The 26,240-nt window shown below is 31.9% G+C and carries 16 protein-coding genes and 7 pseudogenes; 16 read left to right on the forward strand and 7 right to left on the reverse strand.

Translation table 11 applies throughout. The features are described from left to right. Positions 1–700: 700 nt before the first annotated feature. On the reverse strand, positions 701–1,153 hold the full coding sequence (locus BPMYX0001_RS14555; protein ID WP_003198931.1) for a DinB family protein: 453 nt from the start codon (positions 1,151–1,153) through the stop codon (positions 701–703). Positions 1,154–1,172: 19 nt separating this feature from the next. Next, complete coding sequence (locus tag BPMYX0001_RS14560) at positions 1,173–1,706, reverse strand: GNAT family N-acetyltransferase (protein WP_003198930.1); 534 nt, start codon at positions 1,704–1,706, stop codon at positions 1,173–1,175. Positions 1,707–1,942: 236 nt separating this feature from the next. Here BPMYX0001_RS14560 and BPMYX0001_RS14565 point away from each other — a divergent pair, with 236 nt between their 5' ends. Next, positions 1,943–2,158: an alpha/beta-type small acid-soluble spore protein gene (locus tag BPMYX0001_RS14565; RefSeq protein ID WP_018767404.1), complete on the forward strand. Its 216-nt coding sequence runs from the start codon at positions 1,943–1,945 to the stop codon at positions 2,156–2,158. A gap of 442 nt (positions 2,159–2,600) precedes the next feature. After that, positions 2,601–3,386: a TrmB family transcriptional regulator gene (locus BPMYX0001_RS14570; RefSeq protein WP_006095550.1), complete on the forward strand. Its 786-nt coding sequence runs from the start codon at positions 2,601–2,603 to the stop codon at positions 3,384–3,386. 16 nt (positions 3,387–3,402) lie between these two features. Here the strand turns inward: BPMYX0001_RS14570 and BPMYX0001_RS14575 are convergent, their stop codons facing one another. After that, entirely contained in the window at positions 3,403–3,822 is a 420-nt protein-coding gene (locus tag BPMYX0001_RS14575) for a CbrC family protein (RefSeq protein ID WP_050774413.1), read from the reverse strand. A gap of 355 nt (positions 3,823–4,177) precedes the next feature. Between BPMYX0001_RS14575 and BPMYX0001_RS14580 the strand changes: the two genes are divergently transcribed. Both BPMYX0001_RS14580 and BPMYX0001_RS14585 read left to right on the forward strand, forming a co-directional pair. Then, positions 4,178–5,563, forward strand: a complete 1,386-nt coding sequence (locus tag BPMYX0001_RS14580; protein ID WP_033799025.1) for an FAD-binding oxidoreductase — start codon at positions 4,178–4,180, stop codon at positions 5,561–5,563. Between the two features lie 36 nt (positions 5,564–5,599). Next, a pseudogene (locus tag BPMYX0001_RS14585) lies at positions 5,600–6,103 on the forward strand (SDR family NAD(P)-dependent oxidoreductase); the annotation flags it as partial. A 141-nt stretch (positions 6,104–6,244) separates the two neighbouring features. On the opposite strand, the gene BPMYX0001_RS14590 reads toward BPMYX0001_RS14585, so the two are convergent. Further along, positions 6,245–7,000, reverse strand: a complete 756-nt coding sequence (locus BPMYX0001_RS14590; RefSeq protein WP_240516975.1) for a cell division protein FtsQ/DivIB — start codon at positions 6,998–7,000, stop codon at positions 6,245–6,247. Positions 7,001–7,706: 706 nt separating this feature from the next. Then, positions 7,707–8,606 carry a VanZ family protein gene (locus BPMYX0001_RS14595; protein ID WP_255295776.1) on the reverse strand — a complete coding sequence of 300 codons (900 nt, stop codon included), beginning with the start codon at positions 8,604–8,606 and terminating at the stop codon, positions 7,707–7,709. 977 nt (positions 8,607–9,583) lie between these two features. Here BPMYX0001_RS14595 and BPMYX0001_RS14600 point away from each other — a divergent pair. Further along, a complete protein-coding gene (locus BPMYX0001_RS14600) occupies positions 9,584–11,695 on the forward strand; it encodes a peptidoglycan D,D-transpeptidase FtsI family protein (protein ID WP_003207932.1) in 2,112 nt (703 codons plus the stop codon). 77 nt (positions 11,696–11,772) lie between these two features. Beyond that, complete coding sequence (gene lepB, locus BPMYX0001_RS14605; RefSeq protein WP_006095556.1) at positions 11,773–12,303, forward strand: signal peptidase I; 531 nt, start codon at positions 11,773–11,775, stop codon at positions 12,301–12,303. A gap of 1,703 nt (positions 12,304–14,006) precedes the next feature. On the opposite strand, the gene BPMYX0001_RS14610 is transcribed toward lepB, so the two are convergent. Further along, positions 14,007–14,702, reverse strand: coding sequence for a hypothetical protein (locus BPMYX0001_RS14610; RefSeq protein WP_006095557.1), 696 nt, complete (start codon positions 14,700–14,702; stop codon positions 14,007–14,009). A 964-nt stretch (positions 14,703–15,666) separates the two neighbouring features. Between BPMYX0001_RS14610 and BPMYX0001_RS14615 the strand changes: the two genes are divergently transcribed. The 9 genes and pseudogenes from BPMYX0001_RS14615 (at position 15,667) to BPMYX0001_RS34735 (ending at position 23,942) form a co-directional block, all read left to right on the forward strand. Then, complete coding sequence (locus tag BPMYX0001_RS14615; protein WP_006095558.1) at positions 15,667–16,599, forward strand: bestrophin family protein; 933 nt, start codon at positions 15,667–15,669, stop codon at positions 16,597–16,599. Between the two features lie 923 nt (positions 16,600–17,522). After that, positions 17,523–18,500, forward strand: a complete 978-nt coding sequence (locus BPMYX0001_RS14620; RefSeq protein ID WP_006095559.1) for an agmatine deiminase family protein — start codon at positions 17,523–17,525, stop codon at positions 18,498–18,500. 127 nt (positions 18,501–18,627) lie between these two features. Then, entirely contained in the window at positions 18,628–19,446 is an 819-nt protein-coding gene (locus BPMYX0001_RS14625) for a MerR family transcriptional regulator (protein ID WP_006095560.1), read from the forward strand. 84 nt (positions 19,447–19,530) lie between these two features. Further along, positions 19,531–21,276, forward strand: a pseudogene (locus tag BPMYX0001_RS29515) (amidohydrolase). Between the two features lie 16 nt (positions 21,277–21,292). Continuing rightward, on the forward strand, positions 21,293–21,553 hold the full coding sequence (locus tag BPMYX0001_RS14635) for a hypothetical protein (protein ID WP_006095564.1): 261 nt from the start codon (positions 21,293–21,295) through the stop codon (positions 21,551–21,553). A 203-nt stretch (positions 21,554–21,756) separates the two neighbouring features. Next, positions 21,757–22,071: pseudogene (locus BPMYX0001_RS14640) on the forward strand (transposase); the annotation flags it as partial. Next, positions 22,064–22,228 (forward strand): annotated as a pseudogene (locus BPMYX0001_RS30930) (IS6 family transposase); the annotation flags it as partial. The pseudogenes BPMYX0001_RS14640 and BPMYX0001_RS30930, both read left to right, overlap by 8 nt. Positions 22,229–22,994: 766 nt before the next feature. Further along, positions 22,995–23,645: pseudogene (locus tag BPMYX0001_RS29520) on the forward strand (IS4 family transposase); the annotation flags it as partial. Positions 23,646–23,755: 110 nt separating this feature from the next. Further along, a pseudogene (locus BPMYX0001_RS34735) lies at positions 23,756–23,942 on the forward strand (hypothetical protein). 641 nt (positions 23,943–24,583) lie between these two features. On the opposite strand, the gene BPMYX0001_RS14655 reads toward BPMYX0001_RS34735, so the two are convergent. Beyond that, positions 24,584–24,844, reverse strand: a complete 261-nt coding sequence (locus BPMYX0001_RS14655; protein ID WP_033799027.1) for a hypothetical protein — start codon at positions 24,842–24,844, stop codon at positions 24,584–24,586. 877 nt (positions 24,845–25,721) lie between these two features. On the opposite strand from BPMYX0001_RS14655, the pseudogene BPMYX0001_RS14665 reads away from it, so the two are divergent. Next, positions 25,722–26,240, forward strand: a pseudogene (locus BPMYX0001_RS14665) (efflux transporter periplasmic adaptor subunit); the annotation flags it as partial.

Here is a 26,240-nt window from a genome sequence, read left to right on the forward strand (position 1 = left end):
AAGTTTCACTTTATTATGATCTGAGCCATTCTTTCTAGTATTTTTCTAGAAGGGGTGGCTTTTTGTATACGTATAAATCAGTAATGAAAATTTATCCGCTATTCGCGGGCAGTAATACTCCCACCTCAAAAATCAGCAAAAGCAAAGAGATTAGGTGGGAGATAAACTTCCTGTAAAAGCTCGATTCTTGAGGGCTAATAATCAGTGGGGATGAAGCCCCAACCGATTATTAAAGATTTACTTTATCTACTGATTTAAAAAACTTCTTTTGATAAACTAGAATAAATAGGAAATAGGGTGTTTTAAAAGTATATTTACAATTAGACAGCTATAATTTGATATAAAAACGCCAAGTGAACCAAATGAAAGTTTGTCCAAATAGATAACAGTTTTAATAAAGGATAATAGGCAGAACTTTGAGGAGGAGAGAACTATGCAATTCATTTTAGAAATGGTAGCAATTGCTGGAATAATATTTATTATTTTGATTTTAGGATTTAGTAAAACGTTAAAAGATGTCAATAGAAGGAAGAAGAATAAAGAAAACAAATGACTCATCATGCATAATGATAGAGAAAAAAGGTGCTTATGTATAGAAAGCATAAGTTTTTTTATAACAAAAATAAGGAGGAGGTCCGGCTGTGAGCTTTCCTCTTTATTTTTGTTATGTAATCCAAATCGGGAAAGGGTGAAAAGGAATTTAGTTTTTATGTTTTGTAAATATTTGATTAAGATGATGGTTCATATGATCAATATAATCTGTAACAAGCCATTCTAAAGTTACTTCCTGTTGGTCTTCCAACTTACATGTAAGTTGCCAGTGTTCATTCTTTACATTGCTTAGTAATTTTATCATTTGTATGTTAATAGCTTCCCATAATTTTAGAATTTCATTTGCTGAAAAAGATTGTTGATAATTATGTACTTGAACCCACAAATCTTGATCATAGCCAGTGAGTATAATTGTTTCCTTTGAAGTAAGAATATCAACAAAGCGTCTATGGTTTACCGTACCGGAATCGCAAAGATGACCTAATATTTCTTTTTTAGACCATTTTGTTGGGGCGAGTTTTATATCCATGTCAGAAAAAAGTATAATTTTTTGAGATGCAGTATGAATTATATGTTCTAATTGGGTTGCTAATGTAGACATGTGAATCCCTCCATTTTCATTAATAACTGAATGTTTGCAGCTCAATCCAATACCTTTTTACAACATTACCATCTTCTTCGATAAAATCATTATCACGAAGTCCTCTGTTATGCAAAATTGTTTTTTCTGAAGCAGTATTACCTTCATCACAAACGACAAGTACTTTTGTAACACCTAATTCTTTTATTTTTTCTAATGATAAAGCTAATAATTTTGTAGCATATCCTTTTTGTCTTGCTGAAGGACGAATACCATAACCGATATGCCCACCAGCATTGAATAGATGCTCAGTTAAACGATGACGAATATTTACAGCACCAACGATTTTGTTGTCATTTGTGATAAGCCAATAGGTAGAGTCCGGTACCCAACTATCGGGAATGTTTTTACCTTTCGCTGCATCCAGTAACTCTTGAACCATTGCTGGAAAATTAGAAGGATCTTTTGTGATAACCCAAGGAATCATCGTTTCACCACTATTTTTCCATTCTTGATAGAATTCTAAATATTCTTCTTGTAAGTCAATTGTGGGTTGTACTAAGTAGACATCCATTATTATTAGGCTCCTTTTATATATTTTTCGAAATATTAAAATAATCTTAACATAATTTGGATGGTAGAGAAATAAAGTACTTGGAGATATTGATGTTGATGAATTTAAAGGATATAGATTAGGAAAAGATTTCTACTCTAGAATCCCTTTGTTATGAAGTTAAATATTTTGAATTTATGTATGTATATTTATGGGTAATTAGAGAAACATATAAGAAATTAACTGGAGGTGAAGCAATGAATATTCGTGAAAATTACAATACAAATGAAATACTTATAACAGCTTCAGCGAGTGCTATTGAGCAAATGAAATATGAAATTGCTCGTGAACTTGGTGTTACACTTGGACCAGATTCTACAGCGCGTGCAAACGGTTCTGTAGGCGGAGAAATAACGAAGCGTTTAGTTCGTATGGGAGAAGAACAATTATCTGGACAATATAGAATTCATTAAAATATTTCTTTTTGAATATAGGTTATAAGTATTTTTTCTGTCTGGAATGTGTTTTGTTTCTTAGTCTGATGACAATAGAATACTGTCAGTAAATTAGAATAAACAAAAAAGTACTCTCAATGAGTACTTTTTTGTTTTCGCGTATTGAAATGACTTTTCAGAACCTTATTAGCAGGGGAACAAGGTTTTGAAAAGAAACACTCTTCATTATAAACTCCCCCGACTTTACGAATACATTTCGATATAAAAATGAGAAATACCATAATTATACATGTGAAACTTATCCGTAATAAAATGTTGTTCTGATTTTTTATAAGTAAGAAAAGACGGATAAAGTTTTGTTGACTTTCTCTTAAGGGAAGATTAATATGAATTTAAGTAGTATTATAAAATACCACTTAAATTCAATGTGAAATTTATGTGCAAAGTAAGGAGTGTTTCCATGATTGATTTATTAAAAAAGATAGGATTATCAGATCTAGAAGCGCGATGTTATTTGACATTACACGAAGAATCTGATTTGTCTGGCTATGAAGTTGCAAAACGGGTATCTGTTTCAAGAACAAATGTATATGCTGCGTTACGATCATTAACGGATAAAGGAGCTTGTCGAAGCATAGAAGGGGAGACGGTTCTTTATAATGCTGTTCCAATTGAGCAATTAATCCGTCTTTTTCAAACTGAATTTGAACAGACTTCGAAGGCACTTATCAATCAATTAAAAACTCCACCTAGACCTGCACCTGCTTTTTATAATTGGCAAGGAAGTAATGCATTAGATAATGCTGTACGCCGCGTTATTGCAAATGCGGAAACATCTATAGTTGTAGATGTTTGGTCAGAAGACTTGCACTATATAGAGGAGGCACTACTTGTAGCGGAATGCAAAGGAATTAGTGTTATCTTAATTACAATCGGGACAAGTAAAACACCTCTTAAACATGTATTCCAGCATTATAGGGATGAAGAGTGGCCTGCTGATGAAAGGAAATTTTCTATTCTCTGTGATTCTAGTTCAGCTTTAATTGGTAGTTTCGGAGGAGAGATTAAGCCATCTGCATTAGAGACGAATCATCCAGCAGTAATTGAAGTAATAAAAAATGCTTTTTACCATGATATGATGATGCAGCACATCGAAGAGGATTTTGGGAAAGAATTTCAAGAGAAGTATGGGGAGAATTACCGGAAAATGTTAAGCTATTTCAAAGAGAAAGGCTGGCATATTTAATGACGGCAATTGATATTCAATTTTGTAGTGAACTAATAAAACGTGTAGGAACCCGTTTATATGAAATTGCTAAATGAGCGATTTCTTCCCATTCCACATATCCAATAAATGTACAAAAATCATTACAATGACTCAGCCAATACTCCTGTTTCCATCCACCATATCCAGGCGTTCTATGGATAAGTTCTTTTACTTTTTCTTCATCACTTACTTCCTCGCAGGAGTATGGATCTTGAAATTCTCCATCAAATTTTTTAGATGCATTTCCATTAGCAATACACCAAGGACAGATGCTTTCTACCCTTTCTATAGAATAGAAAGGACCACTATAAACATACTCACGTTCGTTTTTGCAAACAGAACAAGTCGTAAATTCTTTAAATATAATCCCTAGTTCTAATGCGTTTGGATTATATTTAAAGGTCGGTAATTGCACGTCTGATTCCCCCATAAATGCTATTTATATTTACATCGTATTTCTATTGCTAAATTGTAATCAGGTTAATTTGAATATAAACAAAATATCTTTATTTTACAAATATTACTGAGGATGATTTGACTGACACATTAACGAGAAAGAAGATTTTTTCTAATTTCATGTTACATATTTTTGTGAGTTGATTAACTTATGGATGTCCAACTTAATAGTAATTGCACGGCATTTTTTATTTAGGACTTGAATTGATAGTTTTTTCAGATTATTATGTATGAAATAGTTCATAAGATGAATCGTTATAAAAAGATCTTAAATTGTATATGAAATCTGTAACAGAATGGTGGGAGAGAATGAAATGAAAGCTGTAACTGCAAATCTGATAATTGCTTTAAAAGAGGTACTTCCTGAAAAACAAGTAGTAGTAAATGAAACGGTGAGAGAACTGCACAGTAAAGATGAATCTTATCATCCTAGCAGTCTGCCTGATGTTGTTGTATTTCCAACAATGACAAAAGAGGTTAGTGAGATAATGAAACTAGCGAACAAGTACCAAACACCAGTTGTACCATTTGGAGTAGGCTCAAGCTTGGAAGGTCATGTAATTCCATATGAAAATGGCATTACAATTGATTTTTCACTGATGAATCAAGTGCTGGAGGTAAGAGAAAAAGATTTTCTAGTTAAAGTGCAACCTGGAGTAACTCGTTCACAGCTTAATAAAGAATTAAAAAAGTATGGATTGTTTTTCAGTGTGGATCCAGGGGCGGATGCAACATTAGGTGGAATGGCTGCTACAAATGCAAGCGGAACGACCTCAGTAAAGTATGGCGTTATGCGTGATCAAGTTCGTGATTTAGAAGTTGTACTTGCAGATGGAACGATTATACATACAGGGAATTTAGCTGCAAAGTCGTCATCTGGTTATCATTTAAATAGTATTTTCGTTGGATCAGAAGGAACACTTGGCTGTTTTACGGAATTAACGCTAAGAGTATATGGAATACCTGAGCATACGATGGCAGCAAGAGCATCTTTTCCGACAGTGAATGATGCGGTAGAAGCTGTAATTGATATTTTACAAGCTGGCATTCCGATTGCGAGAATTGAGCTTGTCGATGAACTTTCAATGAAACAAGTTAACAAATATAGTGAAACAAACTATAGGGAAGAGCCAACGTTATTTTTAGAGTTTCATGGAAATGAAGCGGGATTAAAACAAGATATTGATTTCACAAAAGAAATTGTTAAAGATCACAAGTGTAAGGCTGTTTCATTTGAAACAGAAACAGCAGCAAGAAATAAATTATGGGAAGCAAGACATAATTTAGCATACGCTTATGTTCATAGTTGCCCAGGGAAAAAACTGATGAGTATGGATGTTTGTGTACCAATTTCAGAGTTAGCAAGTGCAATACAGTATGCAAAAGAGACTTTAGATTCTATGGGAATTGTTGGGGGAATACTTGGACATGTCGGAGATGGGAATTTTCACGTTCTATTAATGGTGAATCCAAATGATACAGAGGAAGTGCATAAAACAGAAGCGGCAAATGAAAAAATTGTGATGTATGCTCTTGAGCGCGGTGGAACATGTACAGGTGAACATGGGGTAGGGATTGGTAAACAAAAATATCAAGAAAAAGAGCATGGAGCAGCACTTCTTGTGATGAAAAAAATGAAACAAGCTCTTGATCCGAAAAACATTCTGAATCCAAATAAGATTTTTAAAATTAAAGAATAGGGAATGATTCTGTCAATGACCCACGACTGAAGTCGCGGGTTTGGAAACTTTGCTTCCGTTGGGGAACAAAATTTAAATAAAATTGAGACGATGCTTCACTTGAATATTGAAGCCTTAACCGTTCTGTCCTCTCTTTATGTACGTGACTATACAGATGTTGAAGGAACGCAAATCATCAATATTTCTTCAGGAGGAGGATACTTGATTGTTGCTGATGCTGTGACCTACTGCGCGACAAAGTTCTATGTAAGTGCCTTTACAGAAGGTCTCGCACAAGAATTGAAAGGAAAAGGAGCAGCCATGCAAGCGAAAGTCTTGGCTCCTGCTGCAACAGAGACCGAATTTGCGAAACGATCCTATGATGTTGATAATTTTGAATATAATGGTGTTGTTCCTAAATTCCATACAGCTGAACAAATGGCCGGTTTCTTGCTCGATTTATATGACAGTGGGAAGGTGGTAGGAATTGTGAATGGAGAAACGTATGACTTCGAATTAAGAGATCCGATTTATCCGTATGTGACCAGGACAAGAAACTAGTTTTTGAAAATCCCAACATAACAAAAAGCCGATAGTTCTGAAGTGACCCCAAAAAGTTAGACACATTTTAACAATTGGGGGCAGTTCATTACTACAAGTTCTTTTTTATTTTTCCTATAATAGCAAATGTAATTTCAAGGCTTATAATTTGTTATTTGCAAATATAGAATCTTCTAAGTGAATTACAGGGTATTGTTTAGAATCTAAGTTTTTAGTTATGACTGGATATAGTTCCATTTTTTCAGACAAATCAGTGATTGAAGCGCTCACTGTAAACCCATTTTTCGCATATAGATATATATGGAATTTATCATTCTTAGTTGGCAAAAAATTAATCTCAGATATTATACTTTGTATTTCGCTCGGTAATTTATTTAACTCCGAAATAAGTTTTCTAAGTTGTTTTTCATCATTTCTAGTAAATTGTTTTATTACAGGTACACTTTTGGAGATTTTATCATTTGTAAATTTATCCAACATTGTACCATTTTCAAGTAGAAGATAATACTTATTATCTTTAATCATATATGCAACAGTGCTATTTTCTTTAATATTAATAGTGACTCGACTTGGAAAGTTCTTTGAAATTTCGACTTCTTTAATCAGATTATTTTTCTGTATTCTTTTTTTTATATCTTCTTCATGTAAATTCCAATAATTATCTTTGTCGCTTAAATTGGATAGACTTATAATTTCTGCTTTTGAAATTATTTCATTTCCAGTTACATATATTGTTGAAATTTTTCCAAAGCGATTTAAAAATAATAACAAAATAAAAGTTATTAATACACATATACTTAATGCTTTTTTCCTTCTAGCTGCTTTTAAATTTCTACTTTGTATTAGTTGTTGATGACGAACCTGTTGGTTAAATGGATATACATTATTTTGATTCATAATACCTTCCTCTAGTAGCCTATTATATTCCATTTAAAAAAATGCTCTAACATTTGTTGTTTAGTATGTTAATGGCCATCATGTACATATTTAGACTTTTTTACACTGCAGGGTGTATCCCCTAGCCCTGAAACGGACATAAATTCCTAAAACATTATATACATAATAGAATAATTTCTCAATATAGTTATAATATACAAGTGATATTCTTCGCAATTAAATAAACAGATACAGCATTTTAGATTTCTAATTAAAAAATTAGTAACATTTAGTGATATAGTAAATCATCTCTAAGTGTTCTTAAAAAAATATCACCATTTTGTAAAATAATCAAGGTATCGAAAGAAATTTCATTCTCCCGATATCTAATATAGGGAATAAGGGAAGTAATGCTAAGAAAGATGAATGATTATTTTCGTCGCGGGACTGAGAAGATGCCACCCCTAAGCGAAGGCTAGGTGGCGAGTAGTTCATAAATGCTTCGTAAAAAATTACATAAACAAAGGGAGAAGAGTGATAAACATTCTTCTCCCTTTGTCTGTAATTAGGGTTAGCATTATACTAATAAATATACGCTGTTGTGAACTGCTAGATGAACAATCCACTTCTAAGATTTTAACAGAAATAAATAATAATATGATATGCAATATTGCATATTAAGATATAGGTGTTCGGTATATACCCTAAATTGGAAGACTTGTATTCTTTATTTTTTCCATTCTGTAAGTGTAACATCCCATAGTAATACATCGGTATCAATGAACTTGATACAAAGTTCATTTGCTTTATCCAACTCTATTTCAAAGGAACTTTTTGATGTAGATATGTTTTTTTCAGAGAATTGAACTGTTTGTACATCTTTTCCATCCACAGAAATAATTATCTTTCCAGAACGTTTACTAGCACCATCTGGGATACCAAGATAGCCCGAAATTTTTATATATTTACCCTTTAACAAGTATTTAAATTGCTGAAAATCTGTTCCATTACTACTATACATATTTAATTTAGATTCAATTTTTTTATGAGCAATTTCAAAACTATGGAAATTTTTGTCTTTCGGTGCATATCCATTAGTTTCTGTCAGTTGATTTAGTCCTATAATAGTTCCGTTTTTGAGAGAGTGTGGCTGCTTTTCTAATGATTTGTTAAATTCACCTACAACAACAATCAATCCTAAAGTAAGGATTGATGCTGTTACACAAGTAATAATAAGTTTTTTTAAAAAAGTATTTGAACGAAATCCTATTTTATATGCAGCAAATCCTATTATAGCACCCATTGCATTCACAATTACATCATCAATGTCAAAACCTCCAAGAAAAGTTAGCATTTGTAAAACTTCTAGTATAAGGATTGAAATACAAAATGAGGTAATGAATCGAATGAAGCTACAGCGGTATAACAAAGGAATTAGTACTCCAAAAGGTATGAATGCAGTTAAATTCCCAAAATTAAAAACCCATAGGTTAAAGTCTTCTTCACCTGTCATATTTGGTAATCCTAAAGGAATACTAGTCGGAATTAACTGGTATTGGTATTCATAATTAATATATTTTAATCCCAACCTATCAAAACCAAGAAACATAAAGTAAAGTATTAAAATTGAATAAAAACCTAATATTGTGAGGACAATCTTACGGTGTTTACCTTTGATAATAAAACCTCCTATTACTCAAGAATATTCGTATTGTTTTTATTAAATATGTATTTTTAAAATATAGCAATAAAAACATATTAATATAAGTAATAATGATGTATCAACAAAAAAATAATTTGTCAAAAAGTTAAATTGATAAAGGTGGTGAATAAGTATATCGGAATCAATTTTTGGTGATTTATTTATTTTAAATGTCGTTTAAACGTAATTTATATTTTTGAATAAAACTTATACACTACACAATTTTAAAAAGGTATTTTATACAGTTCATTCATAAAACGATTATTAACAATTCGATAAAATTTGTGAGGATTCAAAAAACATTTTTCAAACAATAACAAAATTATGGAACACGCTTGTTGAGAAGATTGAACATGAAATGTGTATAATCCGTAGGACAGGGTGCTTACAATTTAGATTTTGAATAAATTTATTGTGGAATAAATTTTATAAAACTTATATATAAAGATATTAAATTATTGTCGTTAAAGATATCCCTAAAGACTCTAAATAGAGAAAGTGTTCTTTAATTTTGTTTGACAGGAAAATTTTCATTTGTATAATTAAGAAATGAGTTTATCTAGGTATTGCTATTTTATTTTTCATTTGAAAATGGATCTATCGCTCTCACATTAGTAGTTATGCTAGTAACAGACGGATTGGAAACGTTTAATATAATGTCGTTTTTATTTGATTTATAATAATGTTTATTATTTCCGAAAAGTACAAATACTCCCGTTTAATAACATATTAATAAGTTTACTTGGGTATTTGAAGTTGTATTATCGTTAATCGTAAAATGCAATATACTAAATTAGTTAATGATTTTTTATTAGAAATCTATCAGCTGTAATAAACTTATTATTTTTAATTACATTTAGAACTGTATTATTTTAATATATTGTACTTAAGAGGAGAATGAAATGAAACAAAAACAGAAAAAAAATACTAAAAAAAGTACGATTCCCTTAAGGTTGAATATATTGTTTTTCTGTGTATTTTTACTATTTTCAGCTGTTATTATTCAGCTAGGAAAAGTACAAATCATTGATGGAGAGAGTTATAAGAATATAGCGGAGAAACAAGGGAATTCCACAATCAGCATTCCCGTTCCACGTGGGCAAATTTTTGATCGAGAAGGAGAAAAAGTTGTTAACAACAATGCTATTCGTACTATTACATATACAAGGATGAAGGGTGTAGATTCAGAAGGTATTCTAAAAACAGCTAGAGATCTGGCGAACGTACTTGAAATGCCAGAAGAAGACATAAATAAGTTAACCGAAACAGATAAAAAGGATTTTTGGGTAAAGTTAAATAAGGAAAAGGCTCAAAAAAAGATTACGAAACAAGATGAGGCAAAATTCCGAGCCAAAAATATTGAAGGGAAAGAGCTTGATAAAAAAATAGAGGAATTAAGACGAGAACGTATCACAGATAAAGAACTAGGCGAATTAACACCAAAAGATTTAAAAGTATTAGCTATTAAAAGTAAAATGAGTTCGGGCTACTCAATGACACCTCAAATTATAAAGAAAAATGTGCCTGAGAAAGAATACACCATTATAAGTGAAAATTTAGCTAAATACCCAGGGGTAGATACAACAGTTGAATGGGAACGTAATTATGTAAATGGTGATTTATTTCGTTCGGTATTGGGTAATATAACAAATTCTGAAGAAGGACTGCCTAAAGAACACTTAGACTCTTATATGGTACGTGGTTATAGCCGCAATGATCGCGTAGGAAAAAGTTATATTGAACAACGATATGAAGATGTATTACATGGAACAAAAGCAGAAATTAAAAATATTACTGATAAAGAAGGAAACATTATTCGAACGGAAACCGTTTCTAAAGGGAAAAGCGGAAACAATGTAACGTTAACAATAGACATGAAATTACAGAAACAGGTAGAAGAGATTATTGAAAAGCATTTAAAAGCTTTTAAAGGTTCAGAACGTTTATTAGACCGAGCATTTGTTGTTATGATGAATCCAAAAACGGGGCAACTTTTATCTATGGCAGGGAAAAAATTAGTCAAAAAAGATGGAAATATAGAAGTGGAAGATTATGCTTTAGGCACAATGACAAGCTCCTACGAGCTTGGATCTACTGTAAAGGGAGCAACACTTTTAACAGGATATGAGACAGGTGCCATAACACCAGGAACATATTTTTATGATGCACCAATGAAATTTAAGGGAACAGCAAAAGCTAAGAAATCTTGGAAAGACTTTGGAACTATTGATGATATAAGAGCATTACAAGTTTCATCTAACGTGTATATGTTTAATACAGCTTTAAAAATTGCAGGTATAAATTATGTACCGAACAGTTCTTTAGATATTAAAGCGGCTACATTTGATAGGATGAGATATTATTTTGGGCAATTTGGATTAGGAGTTTCGACTGGAATTGATTTACCAAATGAAACGTTGGGACAACAAAAAAAACAAAATTATCAACCAGGTTTTTTACTAGATTTAGCTATTGGTCAGTTTGATACATATACGCCTTTGCAACTTGCACAGTATGTTTCTACCATTGCAAATGGGGGGTATCGAATGAAGCCGCAGATTGTACAAGAAATTCGGGAGCAAACAACGCAAGAAGAAGATATTGGTAAAGTTGTACAAACTATGCAACCCATTGTGCTGAACCGCGTAGATATGAAAAAGGAATATATCGACCGAGTACAAGAAGGCTTTAGGCAAGTGTTCCAAGAGGGTGATGGAACTGGTGTGAGGTATTTTCAAAAAGCTCCTTATAAACCAGCTGGTAAAACAGGAACAGCGCAAACAGTTTATGGAGGCGAGGATCCTGTTGGTAGAGATTCAGAAGGGAATCGTATTCATTGTTACAATTTAACTTTAGCAGGATATGCCCCATATGATAATCCAGAGGTTGCATTTTCCGTTGTTGTACCATGGGTAAATGATGATAAAGGTGGAATTAATTCAATGATTGGTAAAGATATCTTAGATGCATATTTCGCTTTAAAAAAGAATCAAGGAAGTAACGTTTCTCCATAAACAAACAAGTTGAATGCTTCTAGTAAATATATATAAACGAAACGCCCCTACATTAAAATTTTGTAGAGGCGTTTTTCATGAAAATAATCAATAAGGAATGGAAAAACATGAAGCAAAAGAACCCAAAATATTGGTGTAATATAACATTGTTTTTATTGATTACAGTGATGCTTATGATAATAAGTTTAAACTTTTTATTATGTAAAATAGAAGGGGAATCTATGTATCCTACTTTACAAAATGAAGAGTATATACTAGTTAATAGAGCAGGTGCAGCAATTTTTCCATTACGTCATGGAGAAATTGTTATTATAAAAAAACCCAATGATCCTAAGTATTATGTGAAAAGGATAATTGGATTGCCAAAGGACAAAGTTAAAATAGAAAATGATATTCTGTATATTAATGGAAAGGAAAAAAAAGAAAACTATATTTATAAAGATTTAAGTAATAAATCCCAATATCTTGCTAACTTTGAAGAAAGAGAAGTACCTTCAAATAAATTATTTGTAATGGGGGATAACCGTTACCATAGTAAAGATAGTCGAAATGGTCTGGGATATATTGATAGATCTAGTATTGTAGGAACAATAATATATCAATTTTAATTATTTGAATTTTGATATTTTGTATCTAAATTCAAATGGTAGTATTGCTTCATAAAGTAACTAAATAATGGATTTATGATTTGAAATGATGGAAAACAAGGGAAAACGTGAAACAGAGAAAAGAAATAGTACATTACAATGACAAGATGTTAGAAACCATGAGGAATAGATAAAAATAATTATAGTGAATGTATATCACATAGTACTTGATGAATAGCCAAAAGCCCTAGCTAGGTGCAAAGCTAGGGCCCACAGTTTAATTAGATTGCCGACTACTGACTATCTACCTATCAAGTATAACATATAGTTTCTAAAAGTTTAATAAATGAATTTTGTAAATTAGTGAACAAAGAGGAATGTATAAGGGGCACGGCAACGATTCCTTCTTTTTGTGGCTATTTTTTAAGTGCTTAATTTTTAAAGGTCTTTTTATTAAACTGTCCATTTTATAGGGTACAGGTCAGAGGGAAATAAGCATTTTTGCTATTTAGACTCACACAAATGATTTGTACATCAATTTAGCCTTGATAAACAGATCATTTGTAAGATGATAATTCATTGTAAAGAAGTAAGGATTACATGAACGTTTTTAAAAGAGTTGTTACTAACGGAATTACTCCACCTAAAAATGATAAAATTGCAATTGCGATTGCCATAATAATGCCTCCTTTATAAATTTCTGAATATTAAGAAATTTGTAAGTTTATTATAAGTTTAAGAATATAACAATATATTTTATAAATTTATAAGGGGGGATTTTTAGAATGTTCCTGTATTTTAATGCTGATGTAATTTTGAAATATACTCTGACTAAAATAGACAGAAGAAATAGAACTACAAGACAAAGTATAATAAAAAGAACCGGCCGAAATTAGAGGGATTTTCGGATATGGCGGGTTATTCTGTGAATCGTTTCCGTACCCCATGAATAGAATATTCATAATGTGACATAGCATCATTTTTGATAAAATGGAATTAAAAGGAAGTTGATGCGTCTATGATAATAATAAAGGAGAAGATTATACTGAATATCTTTTTCTATTTCTTACTCATTCTGTTATTTCTTCTTGTTGATTACTATTGTTTAGATATGGATAACAAAAGATGGGGATGGTTTAAAAAAGAAGTAAAAAGCAAAAAACAATCTTTTTTACTCTAGTTCTTCTCTTAACCTTCATAGGATACATACTTATTGATGCTGAATACTTTAAAATCTGATGCCTTTAGTTAGCTAAAGAAGCCAATTTTTCTTAAGAACTCAATAGTTAATATCACTCACTTCCAATAGAGACGATTATGTGAATGGAAAATCCCTTTTCAGGTTACAAATATCTTTTGCAGTCTAAAACATTTTTATGAAATATAATTTAGTTGGTTTAGAAAGAATAACATTTTTTATACTTGAGGATAGAAAAATTCTTAAGTGGATGAGTAGGACGTACCGCCCGCATTTTAACGGAAATATACGCTAAGCAAAATTCGGCATGAAAAAGCGTTGATTTTACTAATCTAAGAAAATCCCCTAATCTCAAAAGCGTCAGTAAGTATTTGAGACAAATGCACTTCAACGTAAAAAACGTAAAATAAGCTAAAAATAGCTTAAACGGTTTCTCAAAACTTATCTTTAAATTAAAATCCCAATTGAAATCATGCTGTTGGTTTTTGAAAATCTCTTAGCGTATAAAAATATTAAAATGTGCGTGCTACACCTTTTTAAATTTCTGTTCAATCTTATCATGTACTGATTCGATTTTTTCAGGCAACACAAATAAATACTGGATAAGGACTTCTAATAATTCTGTTAATAAAGCTACTGTTTCATCATCAATTTCCTGTTTCAATTCAAGCATCTCATAAAGAGGGCTGTCTGGATGAACGAGGTGGCCAACATCTTGAATCGGTTTAGTTAAATCGATATATTTTGGCAATTGCTCAAATTGCTGGGAAAGAGGCTGCCCATTACTTTTCTCTCCAAGAAAATGTTTGAGGACACTTTCAAGAACTCGTTTTGACATTACTGCAGCAGCAGAATTATCTTTTGACTGACTGACATTTAAAGTAGAGCGATACGCCCTGACAAGGTCTATAGGGACATGTTTATTGCGTTCGAGCTGATCTGAAGGATCTTTTAAATAAGGACTATAAATATAAACTTCTACTTCTTCATTTATTCGATCCATATAATCATTAAACATAATCACGAATTCTGATGGCTTTTTACATTCAAAACAAAGCCCTTCTGCGAATAATCCTCTTTTTGTAACTTGGTAAAAATTCGTTTTTAACGTAAATTCACTTGATTTACCGCATTTAGGACACTCGCTTTTGACATTTTTCGGCACCTTTAAATACCCATACTGGGTATGAGATGAAATGGCTCCTGGCAATATTTTTCTCATTTAAACCTCCTAAAAACTCAACCCTTATACGTAACTTATATAAATATTTCTGGTAACTATGCAGTCACCTCATGAAGATATAAGATATTTGGAAAAATTCACCAAAATATATTTGCCTGTTTTATCACAAGATGTAGTGTTATCGCACATGTTTGTGTTGTAGCAAAAAAATAGACCGAATTTTCGCCTATGAAACTCCTAAATTAAAGGTATTGCTGAGTAGTTATTATTTCCGTATAGTGTATAATTGATAATACAAATTTTTAAAGTTATAGAAAAAGTATAACTTTAAAAATTATAATTACAATATGTAATATATGGAAATAAAAGTTTTTTCTAGTAGAGTATCATCATAAATGCCCACATTTTAACACCAAGAAAGAGGAGGAAATATTATGGAAATCACAATGTCAGTTTTAAAATTTGTAGGTGGATTACTTCCATTCGTACAAGAGCTTTTAAAAGCATTTATGTAAGTTCATTATTTAGCAATTATTTATAAAAATTATCATACAAATGATCTGTATATCAAAGATGAATTGATGTGCAGATCATTTGTGTGAGCAAGGTCCCTTTAGACATTATGAATGGACTTATTTAACTTGCTTTATGCTTAGCGTACAGACAGCTACTGTACGTTAAGAGATACTTGTTCAGAAAATCATATGTTTATGAACAAAGGATAAATCGGTATTGGATTCACTATTCTATTATTTAATTTTATAATCTGTTAATTTTTAATACAGAGAACATACAGACTGTAAAACAATCAAGTAAAATTAAGAATTTGTAATTAGATGATGGTAAAGCTCAGGTATGTTTTTCATACAAAAGGATTTTTTCACCCCTCTAAGTAAAATAAAGTTAGGTATTGTATTTTTTAATAATATCCAGCTGGTTTTATGTTGAATTTGATTACCGTAAAAATATAAATAAGTTAATAAAGAAAGAGGTTTATGTAAATATGGTTCATTACAACAATCAAGATAGCTTACATCGAGTATTTACATTAAAAGGAACGATTATAAGGGATATTTCCCCTCAAATTTTATTATATATATGTGTCTCAACAGGTATGGTTATAATTAATCACTGTTATGTAGAAATAAATATAAATCAAACTCCATGGGTTATTGTTGGTGGAGCTTTAGGTTTACTATTAGTATTTCGGACCAATACTGCCTATGATAGGTATTGGGAAGGAAGAAAGTTATTTGGCGCTATTGGTGGCTCTACTAGGAATTTGGCGGTGAGTTTTTTAAGTCATTGGGATTCTAAAGGGGAAAATACGGATCAGGAGAAGCTGAAGTTTTTACATCTATTAATTGCTTTTCCAAAATTGGCTAAACAACATTTGAGAGATGAAAAAGATTTATCTGAAGTAAAAGATTTGTTTAAATTATGTTCTGATAAGGAAAAAAAGCTATTGATTGAGTCAAACTATTTACCGATTACTATTGTGTTTATGTTAAAAACTATCCTATCAAAAGGATTAAGATCTGGTCACCTTCACCCCAATATAATAATTAATATGGAAGCTGATTTGAATAATTTGCTTACTGCTATTGGTGGATGTGACCGTATCAAAGCAACCCCTATTCCTTTTGCATATTTCGCCCATATAAAAAGTTTACTGATTATATTTTGTGGGACTTTACCAATTGGTCTTGTTGATAGTCTCGGATGGTTTACAGTGCTTGCAACTACGTTTATTAGTTTTGCATTTATAGGGATTGAAGCGATAGGAGTTGAAATCGAAGATCCATTCGGTCATGATCCAAATGACCTTCCACTAGAAGGGATTTGTATAGGAGTGGAAACTCATTTATTACACTTATACAATCAAAATAATCTATTAGAGTCGTCAGCTTTAAATTCTCATAAAAAAATCATCTAATTGCATATTTCATGAGACTTTTTAAATTATTTATTCATATCATTAACAAAAAGAGTTCTATTCATTTAGAACTCTTTTTATATTCTCTTCATAAATGAATTCAAAAGTAGAAATACATTTAATAAAACACACATGGACTTTTCTTTATATCATAGCTTCAGTTTAATGATAGATAATTACCATGTAATTAGCAGTACTAAAAAAATACATATGATATTTTTATCTCCAGAGTTATATGATAGTGAACTGTTTTACGTTAATACCACGAAATTTCCTCAATTTCGTTTTTCATACTTCTTCATTATGTTATGTATTTTTGTAAATTTAATTTTGGTATTTATCATTTTTCTCTAAGGTGTTTTGAGGGAAAATAATTCTTCCTTTTTGATATGACTTAATATTAACTACTTGAGATTTATCTAAAGGTCACTATTACGCAATTTACTAATAACAAATAACCAATTACATTCCAAAACACTATTATGAGAGTGTAACTTTTTTATTATGTAATTCATTTTAAAAGTTGAATTTATATGGATGATGGCTTGGTTTTTAAATCTTGTCAAGAGCGAATTTTTCGCTTAACCACGGCTTTATATTTTTTATATAAATATATAATATTTCTCCGTGCTATAATCCACTCATGAAATGTGCACGTTTCTAAAATATAGAATCATAAGAGAATTGAATTGAGGAATAGTTGTATGTATCCAGCTATTTGCGGGCAGTAAGAACCCCATCTCAAAATTCGGCAAAAGCAAAGAAATTAGGTGGGGGGTCGGGCTGCTCGTAAAAGTCAGATTGATGAGAGCTAATAATCATTGAGGGATGAAGCCCCCCACTGATTAAAGTTTCACTTTATCTTGATAATGACTTGTTTCAATCAGTTACTCAATAACCCTTAAAATAGTGAGGTAAACAATATGAATCAAATACACAATGGAATTATTTTTACTGCAATACCAAATAAATCGAATCAATATTATCGACCATTTTATGAAGATCTTATTTATTTTAATGAGAACCTAAATGAAAATAAAGCATTTACCGATCAACTTATATCTTTAACTGTGGAAGAACAAGACTTTGATACAAACTTTTTTGAGTATGACGACATTTGGTTAAGAGACGTTGCACCAGTTGTAACAAATCACCTCGTTAAATTTAAATACCAACCAAATTACTTACCTGAAAGTCAAAGTCGATATTTAAATCAACAATTCAATAAATGGCTGAAGAAAAATGACTTTGAATATATTACTTCCCCATTGATATTAGATGGCGGTAATCTCATTTGGAATAAAAAAGATACAATTATATTAACGGATCGTATACTTGATGATAATTATGATTGGACAGAAAAAGAAATTATAGAGCAACTGGAATGGGATTTAGATGTCAGTCGAGTTATTATCATTCCTTCTGAACCAGGAGATGTGCTTGCACATGTAGACGGTATGATTAAGTTTATTGATGAATATACAATGTTTATCAGTGACTTTCTAGGAGATTACGAATTTAGGCATAGCATTCAAGAGATTATTCGAGAGCAAATGCCTGAAGCGGAGTTTGTAGTTGTTCCTTCTTCATATACAGAAGAAGGGCAATATGATCAAGAGATTGCATCAGCCAAAGGTCTATATATAAACATGTTAGAAACAAAAGATGCTCTCTATGTTCCTAGGTTTGGATTATCTAAAGATCAGGAAGTCTTACAATACATCCAAAAACATACTGATAAACATGCGATTCCAGTTCATGTAGGAGATATATCGACAATGGGAGGCGCAATTAATTGCTTAACGTGGTATTGTCCCATTCATTTGTTACCTCAAAAATTTAAAAGAATGAAAAGTCGGGAGGATGAATTCTCCATTTCGGATTTTTTTAATTGGAAATGATGTCTGTTTGCAAACTCCCTGTAAAAAAATATAATACCTTTCACGTTCATGCTTATTATGAGGGTGAAAGGTTATTATATGAGATCATAAAAGGCGTAGTAAATAAAGTTACTCAAGGAGTATTTAAATGTATAAAATTACTGAATTTTCTCGAATTTGTAAAATGAGTACTCGGATGTTGAGACATTACGACAAAGAGGAAATACTGAAACCAGCATATATTAATCCCATAAATGGATATAGGTATTATGAACAGGGTCAATTGGAAATGGCATTACAAATCAAAAAACTAAGAGAGTACAGATTTCCTCTCTCGAAAATCAAAATAATTCTTCAGTCATCAGACCAAAATTCACTTATCAAACATATGAAATCGCAAATTATGGAGTTATCACATGAAGTAAGAGAACATTTACAGGTTATTTCCGAAATGAGTGAAATGATAAATAGAAGCATAGATCTCATTTCAATCCAACGTAGACACTACGATATATTAATTGGAATGAGAAGTGAAATAACTGTCATAACGCAAAGATTACAAATCGATATTAATGATATAGATGAACATTTTGATTTATTATATGAAAAAGTACAAGTGAATAATTTTCAAATAATAGGTTCTCCATCCGCCATCTTCTATGATGAAGAGTATATTCCGAATCACAGTGATATTGAATTAAGAATTCCAATTATTTATGAGAACACTGGAAATTTATCATGGGATTGGGAGATAAAAAAGCTAGCTCAGCATCAAATTGTTACTACCTTGCATCATGGGAGTTATGACGATATAGGTTACGGTTATATGGCGCTAGAAGAATGGATTAAAAATAATGGATATCTGATAGTTGCTCCACCATGTGAAGTCTATTTAAAGGGTCCTGAATGCGATTGCCCAGTAGAGGATTATGTGACGCAAATTTGTTTTTCAGTTATTAAAAAGTAACAACAATAATGATTTGACCTTGACACTATGTTAACGTTTATTCTATTTTCAAAAGCAATTTATCTTAATAAAAGGAGTAGAAAAATGAAGGAAATTCCAAAGAAAGCACTAATGGTCATTTAATATGGTATTGATTTCAGCATGCGCTCCTGAAGTGGGGGAAGCCAAGCGAAATAGCACTGTTCTGCCTAACCATTTGCCAGACAATGTAGTATTTAAAAATGGGAAAATCTATACTTCTAATGAAAAACAAGATATGGCAGAAGCAGTAGCAATTAAAGATGGTAAAATTATATTTGTTGGTTCCGACAAGGATGTAGAAGAATTTATAAATAAAGATACGAAAGTCATAAATCTACAAGGGCGTTCCGTCCTTCCCGGTTTTGTGGACAATCATAATCATATATTTGAAGCAAAATCACCCGCGGCAGGAAATTGTAGTGTGTCATCAGATGCTTCATTACAAGACCAACGTTCGTATTTAAAGGATTGTCAAAAAGATTTAAAAGAAGGGGAATGGATAAGCGGATCGGGATTTAGTTTGGAAAGTTTGTTAAAAGACATGAGCGAAGAATCGGAAGAGCAGACTCCATTGCAGCTCCTTGATGAGCTGTTCCCCAATAATCCTGTAGTAATTATGGAAAGAACCTCTCATTCTGTATGGGTTAACTCCAAAGCAATGGAGTTGGCTGGAATGAATAAAGAGACGAAAGATCCACAGGGGGGGAAGAATTATTCGGGACCCGGAAACAGGAGAGCCTTTTGGTATTCTTTATGACTCAGCTGGTGATATTGTGATGGAGAAAGCATGGAGTTCACAACCAAATCTGTTTGAAAAAAATTACGAAGGTTTATTGGATGGCTTAGATGAGGTTGCGAAGAATGGTATTACTACAGTTGGTGATGGACGTCTATATTGGAAACGAGGTTGGTTAGATGTCTGGAATAAAGTTAATGATGAGAAAAAGTTAACATCACGAGTAGTACTTCGTCCGTGGGTGTATCCAAATTTAAATGAAGCAGAACAAATTGAGTATTTCAAAAAAATTAGGCGAGACGATTCATCGTCTCGAATGCTTATTAATCAAGTGAAAATGTATAGTGATGGAATTAGTATTAACAGCACAGCTAAAACACTAGAAAAATATAAATTTGAGTGGTTTAAAGGAACTCCATATGGTTTGAACTATATTCCAGAGCAGAAAATGAAATGGTGGTTGACCGAACTCGATAAAATTGGTTATGGTGCATTGATTCATACAATTGGAGACGGTGGAGCAAGAGAGAGTTTAAACGCAATTGAAGCAGCGAAAAAAGAAGGAGCAAAACAACCTTATACGCTCACGCACGTGGAAATGGTAGAAGATAGTGATATTAACCGTTTTGCTGATTTTAGGTGTTAGTGCGGATTTTCAAGTAGGGCATGATTTTGCGGAAGATCCTAAGCAAAGCTGGGCAAGTATGTATTTTTCAGATCAACAGATGAAACGAATTATGCCGCTAGGACGAATTTGGAAAACAGGAGCAAATGTATCGCTTAGTAGTGATTGGGACGTAAATGAACTGAATCCACTTGTCACTATTTCGAATTCACTAAGCATTGGTGAAAAAGGTTTACCTGATGTATACGCAGCTATTGATGCTTATACAATTAAGCCTGCCAAATCATTAGGACTTGATAATATAGCTGGTTCTATTGAAGTAGGTAAATCTGCTGATATGGTAGTACTTGATGAAAATATAACTGAAATGAGTAAGGATAAGATTCCAGATGCTCAAGTTTTAATGACAATTTTACAAGGAGAAGTAGTTTACCAAAAGGAGAAATAGATGAAAGGAAAAGCTTATGAAATTAATGCAAGCGAATCCAGAAATTTTTAAAGATAAAATCATTAAGCCGTCCAACTATTTAATTGAGCATGTCGGAAACAACCAATATCTATTGCATAGAGAAATTGCAGAATATGAAAAAGAAGCATTTAGAACAGAAAAATTATTTCAATATAAAGGAAGGAGTTTTTTACCAAACATTGAACAGTTTACTTCAGAAGAGCAAGCTAAAGCAGCTGTATACTCTTATTGGGAAGCAATTAACCAATTATATTAAAAGTGGATTAAATCACAGCTTGTTATTCACACAAAGAAACGAAAAATAATTTTTTATTAATGAGCTAAAAAAGAGGGCAGAATCAAAGAGGCCACTGAAAAAGTCCATATAGTTTAAACAAGTGAAGGCTTCCTCGATGAAATCGAGGAAGCCTTCACCATTTTTATGCATAATAGTTGTACTAATTCTAGGTGGTGTCTCGGATGATTTCAAACCAACAATCTCTTAACCTTAGTCCTTTCATGGCAATTTACGATATCGTCGTGCCGAAAGATAATATGCTTCGTCAATTTAATGAATTAGTTGAGTTTTCTTTTGTTTTAGAGGAATTACAGAATAAATATTGTCTTGATAATGGCCGCAATGCAGTGCCGCCTGTTCGTATGTTCAAATATTTATTGCTAAAGTCCATTTTTGACTTATCAGATGTAGATGTTGTTGAACGCTCAAAATATGACATGTCCTTTAAATATTTTTTAGACATGGCGCCAGAAGATGCGGTGATTAATCCGAGTTCGTTCTATGTTAGGATTAAAATCATTTAAAACAGCAATCTCTATATTGAGTGGTGTTGAAGCCATGCATATGATGAAAAAAGGACAAGTTGTTTTACCGGACGAATCCGTCCAAAACCAGAAAGAATTTATTCATAAATTGTTTGGCTTAGCTTCATAAGATAGAAATGTAGAGGAAATTGCTATTCTATGATTCTAACTAACATTTTTGCACCAGAACCATATTTAGTCATATACGCTGATCTATGTCTATCTCTTGTGAAACTTTGCAACAGAACCCCAAGAATAATCTACATGAAATGTATAATAATCTGATGAACAATTAGTTTGAAATTAAGTATAAAAGCAATTATCTGGAATCTAATTGTAATTCAGCTTTGTCGCTTGTGAGTGTATTAGAAAAATTACAATTTCCAGAGTAGATGGCTCTTGATTCATCACACGAATCAGATTTTTCACATCCTATAAGTATTCCTAATGTTATAAACAATAATAAAATCTTTTTCATTATAATACACGCTCCATAATAGTTAGAATGTTATGATGTACTTAGACTAAGATAGGACTCACTACACATACCCATCAACTTAAGAAATGGGTTGTTTCCCAAGACGAAAAAAAGAGTTGAATTCTCATAAATAACTGTAAAATAATAAAATTTTCGTTTAGGAGCTACTTTAATATCTTAACTTGATCGGAATGGCATGCTACCCTTATAACCCTAAAATTATATACGAATCAATATGTTTACATGCTATAAAATTAATAAAATGCAAAATTGCATATTTAACCTTCTCAATAGAGTGTACTCTATTGAGAATAGGGGTACCGCCACATCGCTATCAAGCTAATAAAAAGAAATGCCCCCTAAAATGAAAAAATACGCTATTCTTTCTGTAGAATCATAGGAAAGGATAGCGTTTTTTATGTTTGTTTCTGTGTCTGACGAATTACAACTATTTGCTCAAGAGATTCAAAGTTTTTTATCTCCAAATACCTTACGGGATCTTGCTAGAGATGTTGGTTTTGTACAACGAACCAGTAAGTACCAAGCAAAAGATTTAGTCGCTTTATGTGTATGGATGAGCCAAAATGTAGCTATGACTTCTTTAACTCAGTTATCTAGCTGTTTAGAAGCATCAACAGAAGTACCCATCAGTCCTGAGGGACTGAATCAACGATTTAATAAAGCGGCCGTCCAACTTTTACAACACATACTAGCCGAACTACTAAGCAAAAAATTGGCCTCATCTATGCCGATTTCTTCTCCATACACTTCCGTTTTCAAGCGTATTCGTATTTTAGATTCAACTGCATTTCAACTTCCGGATATATTTTCATTCGTTTATCCAGGTGCAGGAGGATGCAGCCATACAGCTGGGATAAAAATTCAACTTGAGTATGATCTGTTAAGTGGACAGTTCCTACATATTCATACAGGTCCAGGTAAACAACATGATCGCACTTACGGCTCTCTGTGTGTCCCAACTGTGAAAGCGAATGATTTATGTATCTGAGACTTAGGTTATTTTCATTTGAAAGACCTTCAATATATACAAGATAAAGAGGCATACTATTTTATAAAATGTTGAAGGTACCCCGTTTTACAGGTATCTCGTCTGAACCCCTGTATCACTTAATCTATGAACACATAAAAAAAGGAAGAGAATTTAAAATGCATCTTAATATGAAATATTGCATATTAAAATGTATTGATAAAAAAGTAAGTGCTTACTATAATAAAAGCATAAAGATGTACTACATCTTAACATCAAAAAAGAGGAGGAAATACTATGGCAATCGCAATGGCCGTTTTAAAATTTATAGGTGGAGTAATTCCATTCGTACAAGAGCTTTTAAAAGCATTTATGTAAGTTCTTTATTCAGCAATTATTTATAAAAATTATCATACAAATGGTCTGTATATCAAAGATGAATTGAGGTGCAGATCATTTGTATGAGCAAACTTTAAACAAGAAAAAGAATCCTAGAAATCATAAGGGATTCTTTTTCTTTATGTGTAATTAGGGCTGTAACCAGATTTATTGACTCTTTCAAGAGAAAGTTCTTCCACATAAGTTTCAAATTAACTTATCATGTTTACAATTCTATTTAATTATATCGAATAGGAGCAGAAATATATGAAGAGAAATATATTAGAATATCAATACCGCTTAAACACATTAAAAAGTTGTGTGTGGATTTTTGGGATCTTATTAATTATTAATTGGTATAATTTATGTGCAAATCTTATACTTAGACATAACTTTTTGTGGGAAAAGGCTTTATTGGTCATAATTTTTACTATCGTATTCATAAATACTTTACATCAAATTAAAACCAAGAACTATAAAATTACATAACATACATTTTTAACACATTGAATTTGATACACAAACTCTAAAATATGGTACTTACGGATTCGTTGCACACAACCTACATCTCTAGATACGCTGAATACTAAAATCCCAGTATTCTTTATTCGTTGTAAACCCAATAACCTTTAGGCTTACGCCTAACCGACATTCATCTCCCACCTACTCATTGGGCTACACCTTTTACATTCTTTGAAGTGGGATTCTTCTGTCGAGGGAATGATAAAATAATATGTAATAGCACATATTAAAATAAAATTTATGCGATACGGAAATTGTGTAAAAACATACCGAAAATATCCCCAAATACATTCCTCACTCATAAAAAAGAGATAAAGCACTTCATAAAATGCTTTATCTCTTTTTTTATGAGTATTTCTTATTTCACGTAAATTTACCATATGTATCACCTCCTACTATAACCATACACACCTTTTACTTTCTCATAACACTGTTGGATGAAGTGTTTCAGCCCTTCACTTTCCTATTGTCTTGGTGCAAGGATTCCTTGTCAGTTTAGCCATTTATAATAGCTGCTTCGAGAAACACTTATCAAACAACAGAGTAGGCTGACGGAGTATTCGGTTGTTAAAATATCGCAATTGAGTCGCTTGTATCACCTCTTTTGAAGATCCCATAACTTTTTTAATGTCATGCTTTATAATAGGAGGGTGTCCTCTATGTCTAATGAACATTAGTTCACTTATTAATAGTCAAATTATCTAGGATCTGCCACAAAAAAGAAGAAAATCACAAAAATTAACTTCTTTTTAAATAGGGAAACTTTTATGTTCATTAACTGTTGAATTCATCAGAAAACACTTTAGATTTGATATATTAAAAAATTAAAAAATCGTATAAATATGAAATATTGCATATTGAAATGCATTGATATCCAAATGAATTCTCGCTATTATAGTAGTATAAAAATTTACCACAATTCAATACTCAAAAAAGAGGAGGAAATCATATGGAAATCGCAATTGCAGTTTTGAAATTCATTGGTGGAGTAATTCCATTAGTAACAGAATTATTAAAAGCAGTGATGTAGTTTAGTTTTTGCAATTATTTATATCATATGAAGCACAAAATAAAGAGGTCAGTTTCTTTAAAATAAAGGATCGACCTCTTTATTTTGTGCTTCATATAGCCTAAGGTATTAAAAGGTTTTTAGCTTTTATTTTTTGGTTTATAGCCAGTTACTTTAGGTGGTTGTCCCATATAAATTGTTCAATAAACGTATGTACTAAATTATATCATCATTAAGGGGAAGACATTATGTTACCAACTACAACACATCGACCAACTAAAAAGAAAAAATGGATTATCATTGGGGTTATTGCATTAATTGTCATCGTTGCAGCCGTCAATATTTTTGTTATGCAAGGTAAGAAGAAGGAGACAGCAAAGGGAGACGCTGTTAGCTTTGAGAAAGTAACAGAACGTACACTCAATAATACAAAATTGATTTCTGGACAAGTAAAGCCTGGGAATATTGAGAGCTTCTATGCAGATCCGACAAAAGGAAAAGTGAAGGATATTGCGGTGAAAGAAGGGCAAGAAGTAGAAAAAGGGACGAAGTTATTCTCTTATGATAATGAAGAAATCAATCTACAATTGAAGCAAGCTGAGCTTGATCAAAAAATGGCAACAATGCGCTATGATCAAGGGAAAAAGAAAATAGATTCACTAAATAAAGAGATTAAGAAAGCAAAAGATAGCGGCGCTGGAAAAGAAGTAACAGATCCGTTAGAAGAGCAAGTAAGTGAACTAGAAATACAGCAAAAAACAACTGAA

Source organism: Bacillus pseudomycoides DSM 12442 (assembly GCF_000161455.1).
GTDB classification, from domain to species: domain Bacteria; phylum Bacillota; class Bacilli; order Bacillales; family Bacillaceae_G; genus Bacillus_A; species Bacillus_A pseudomycoides.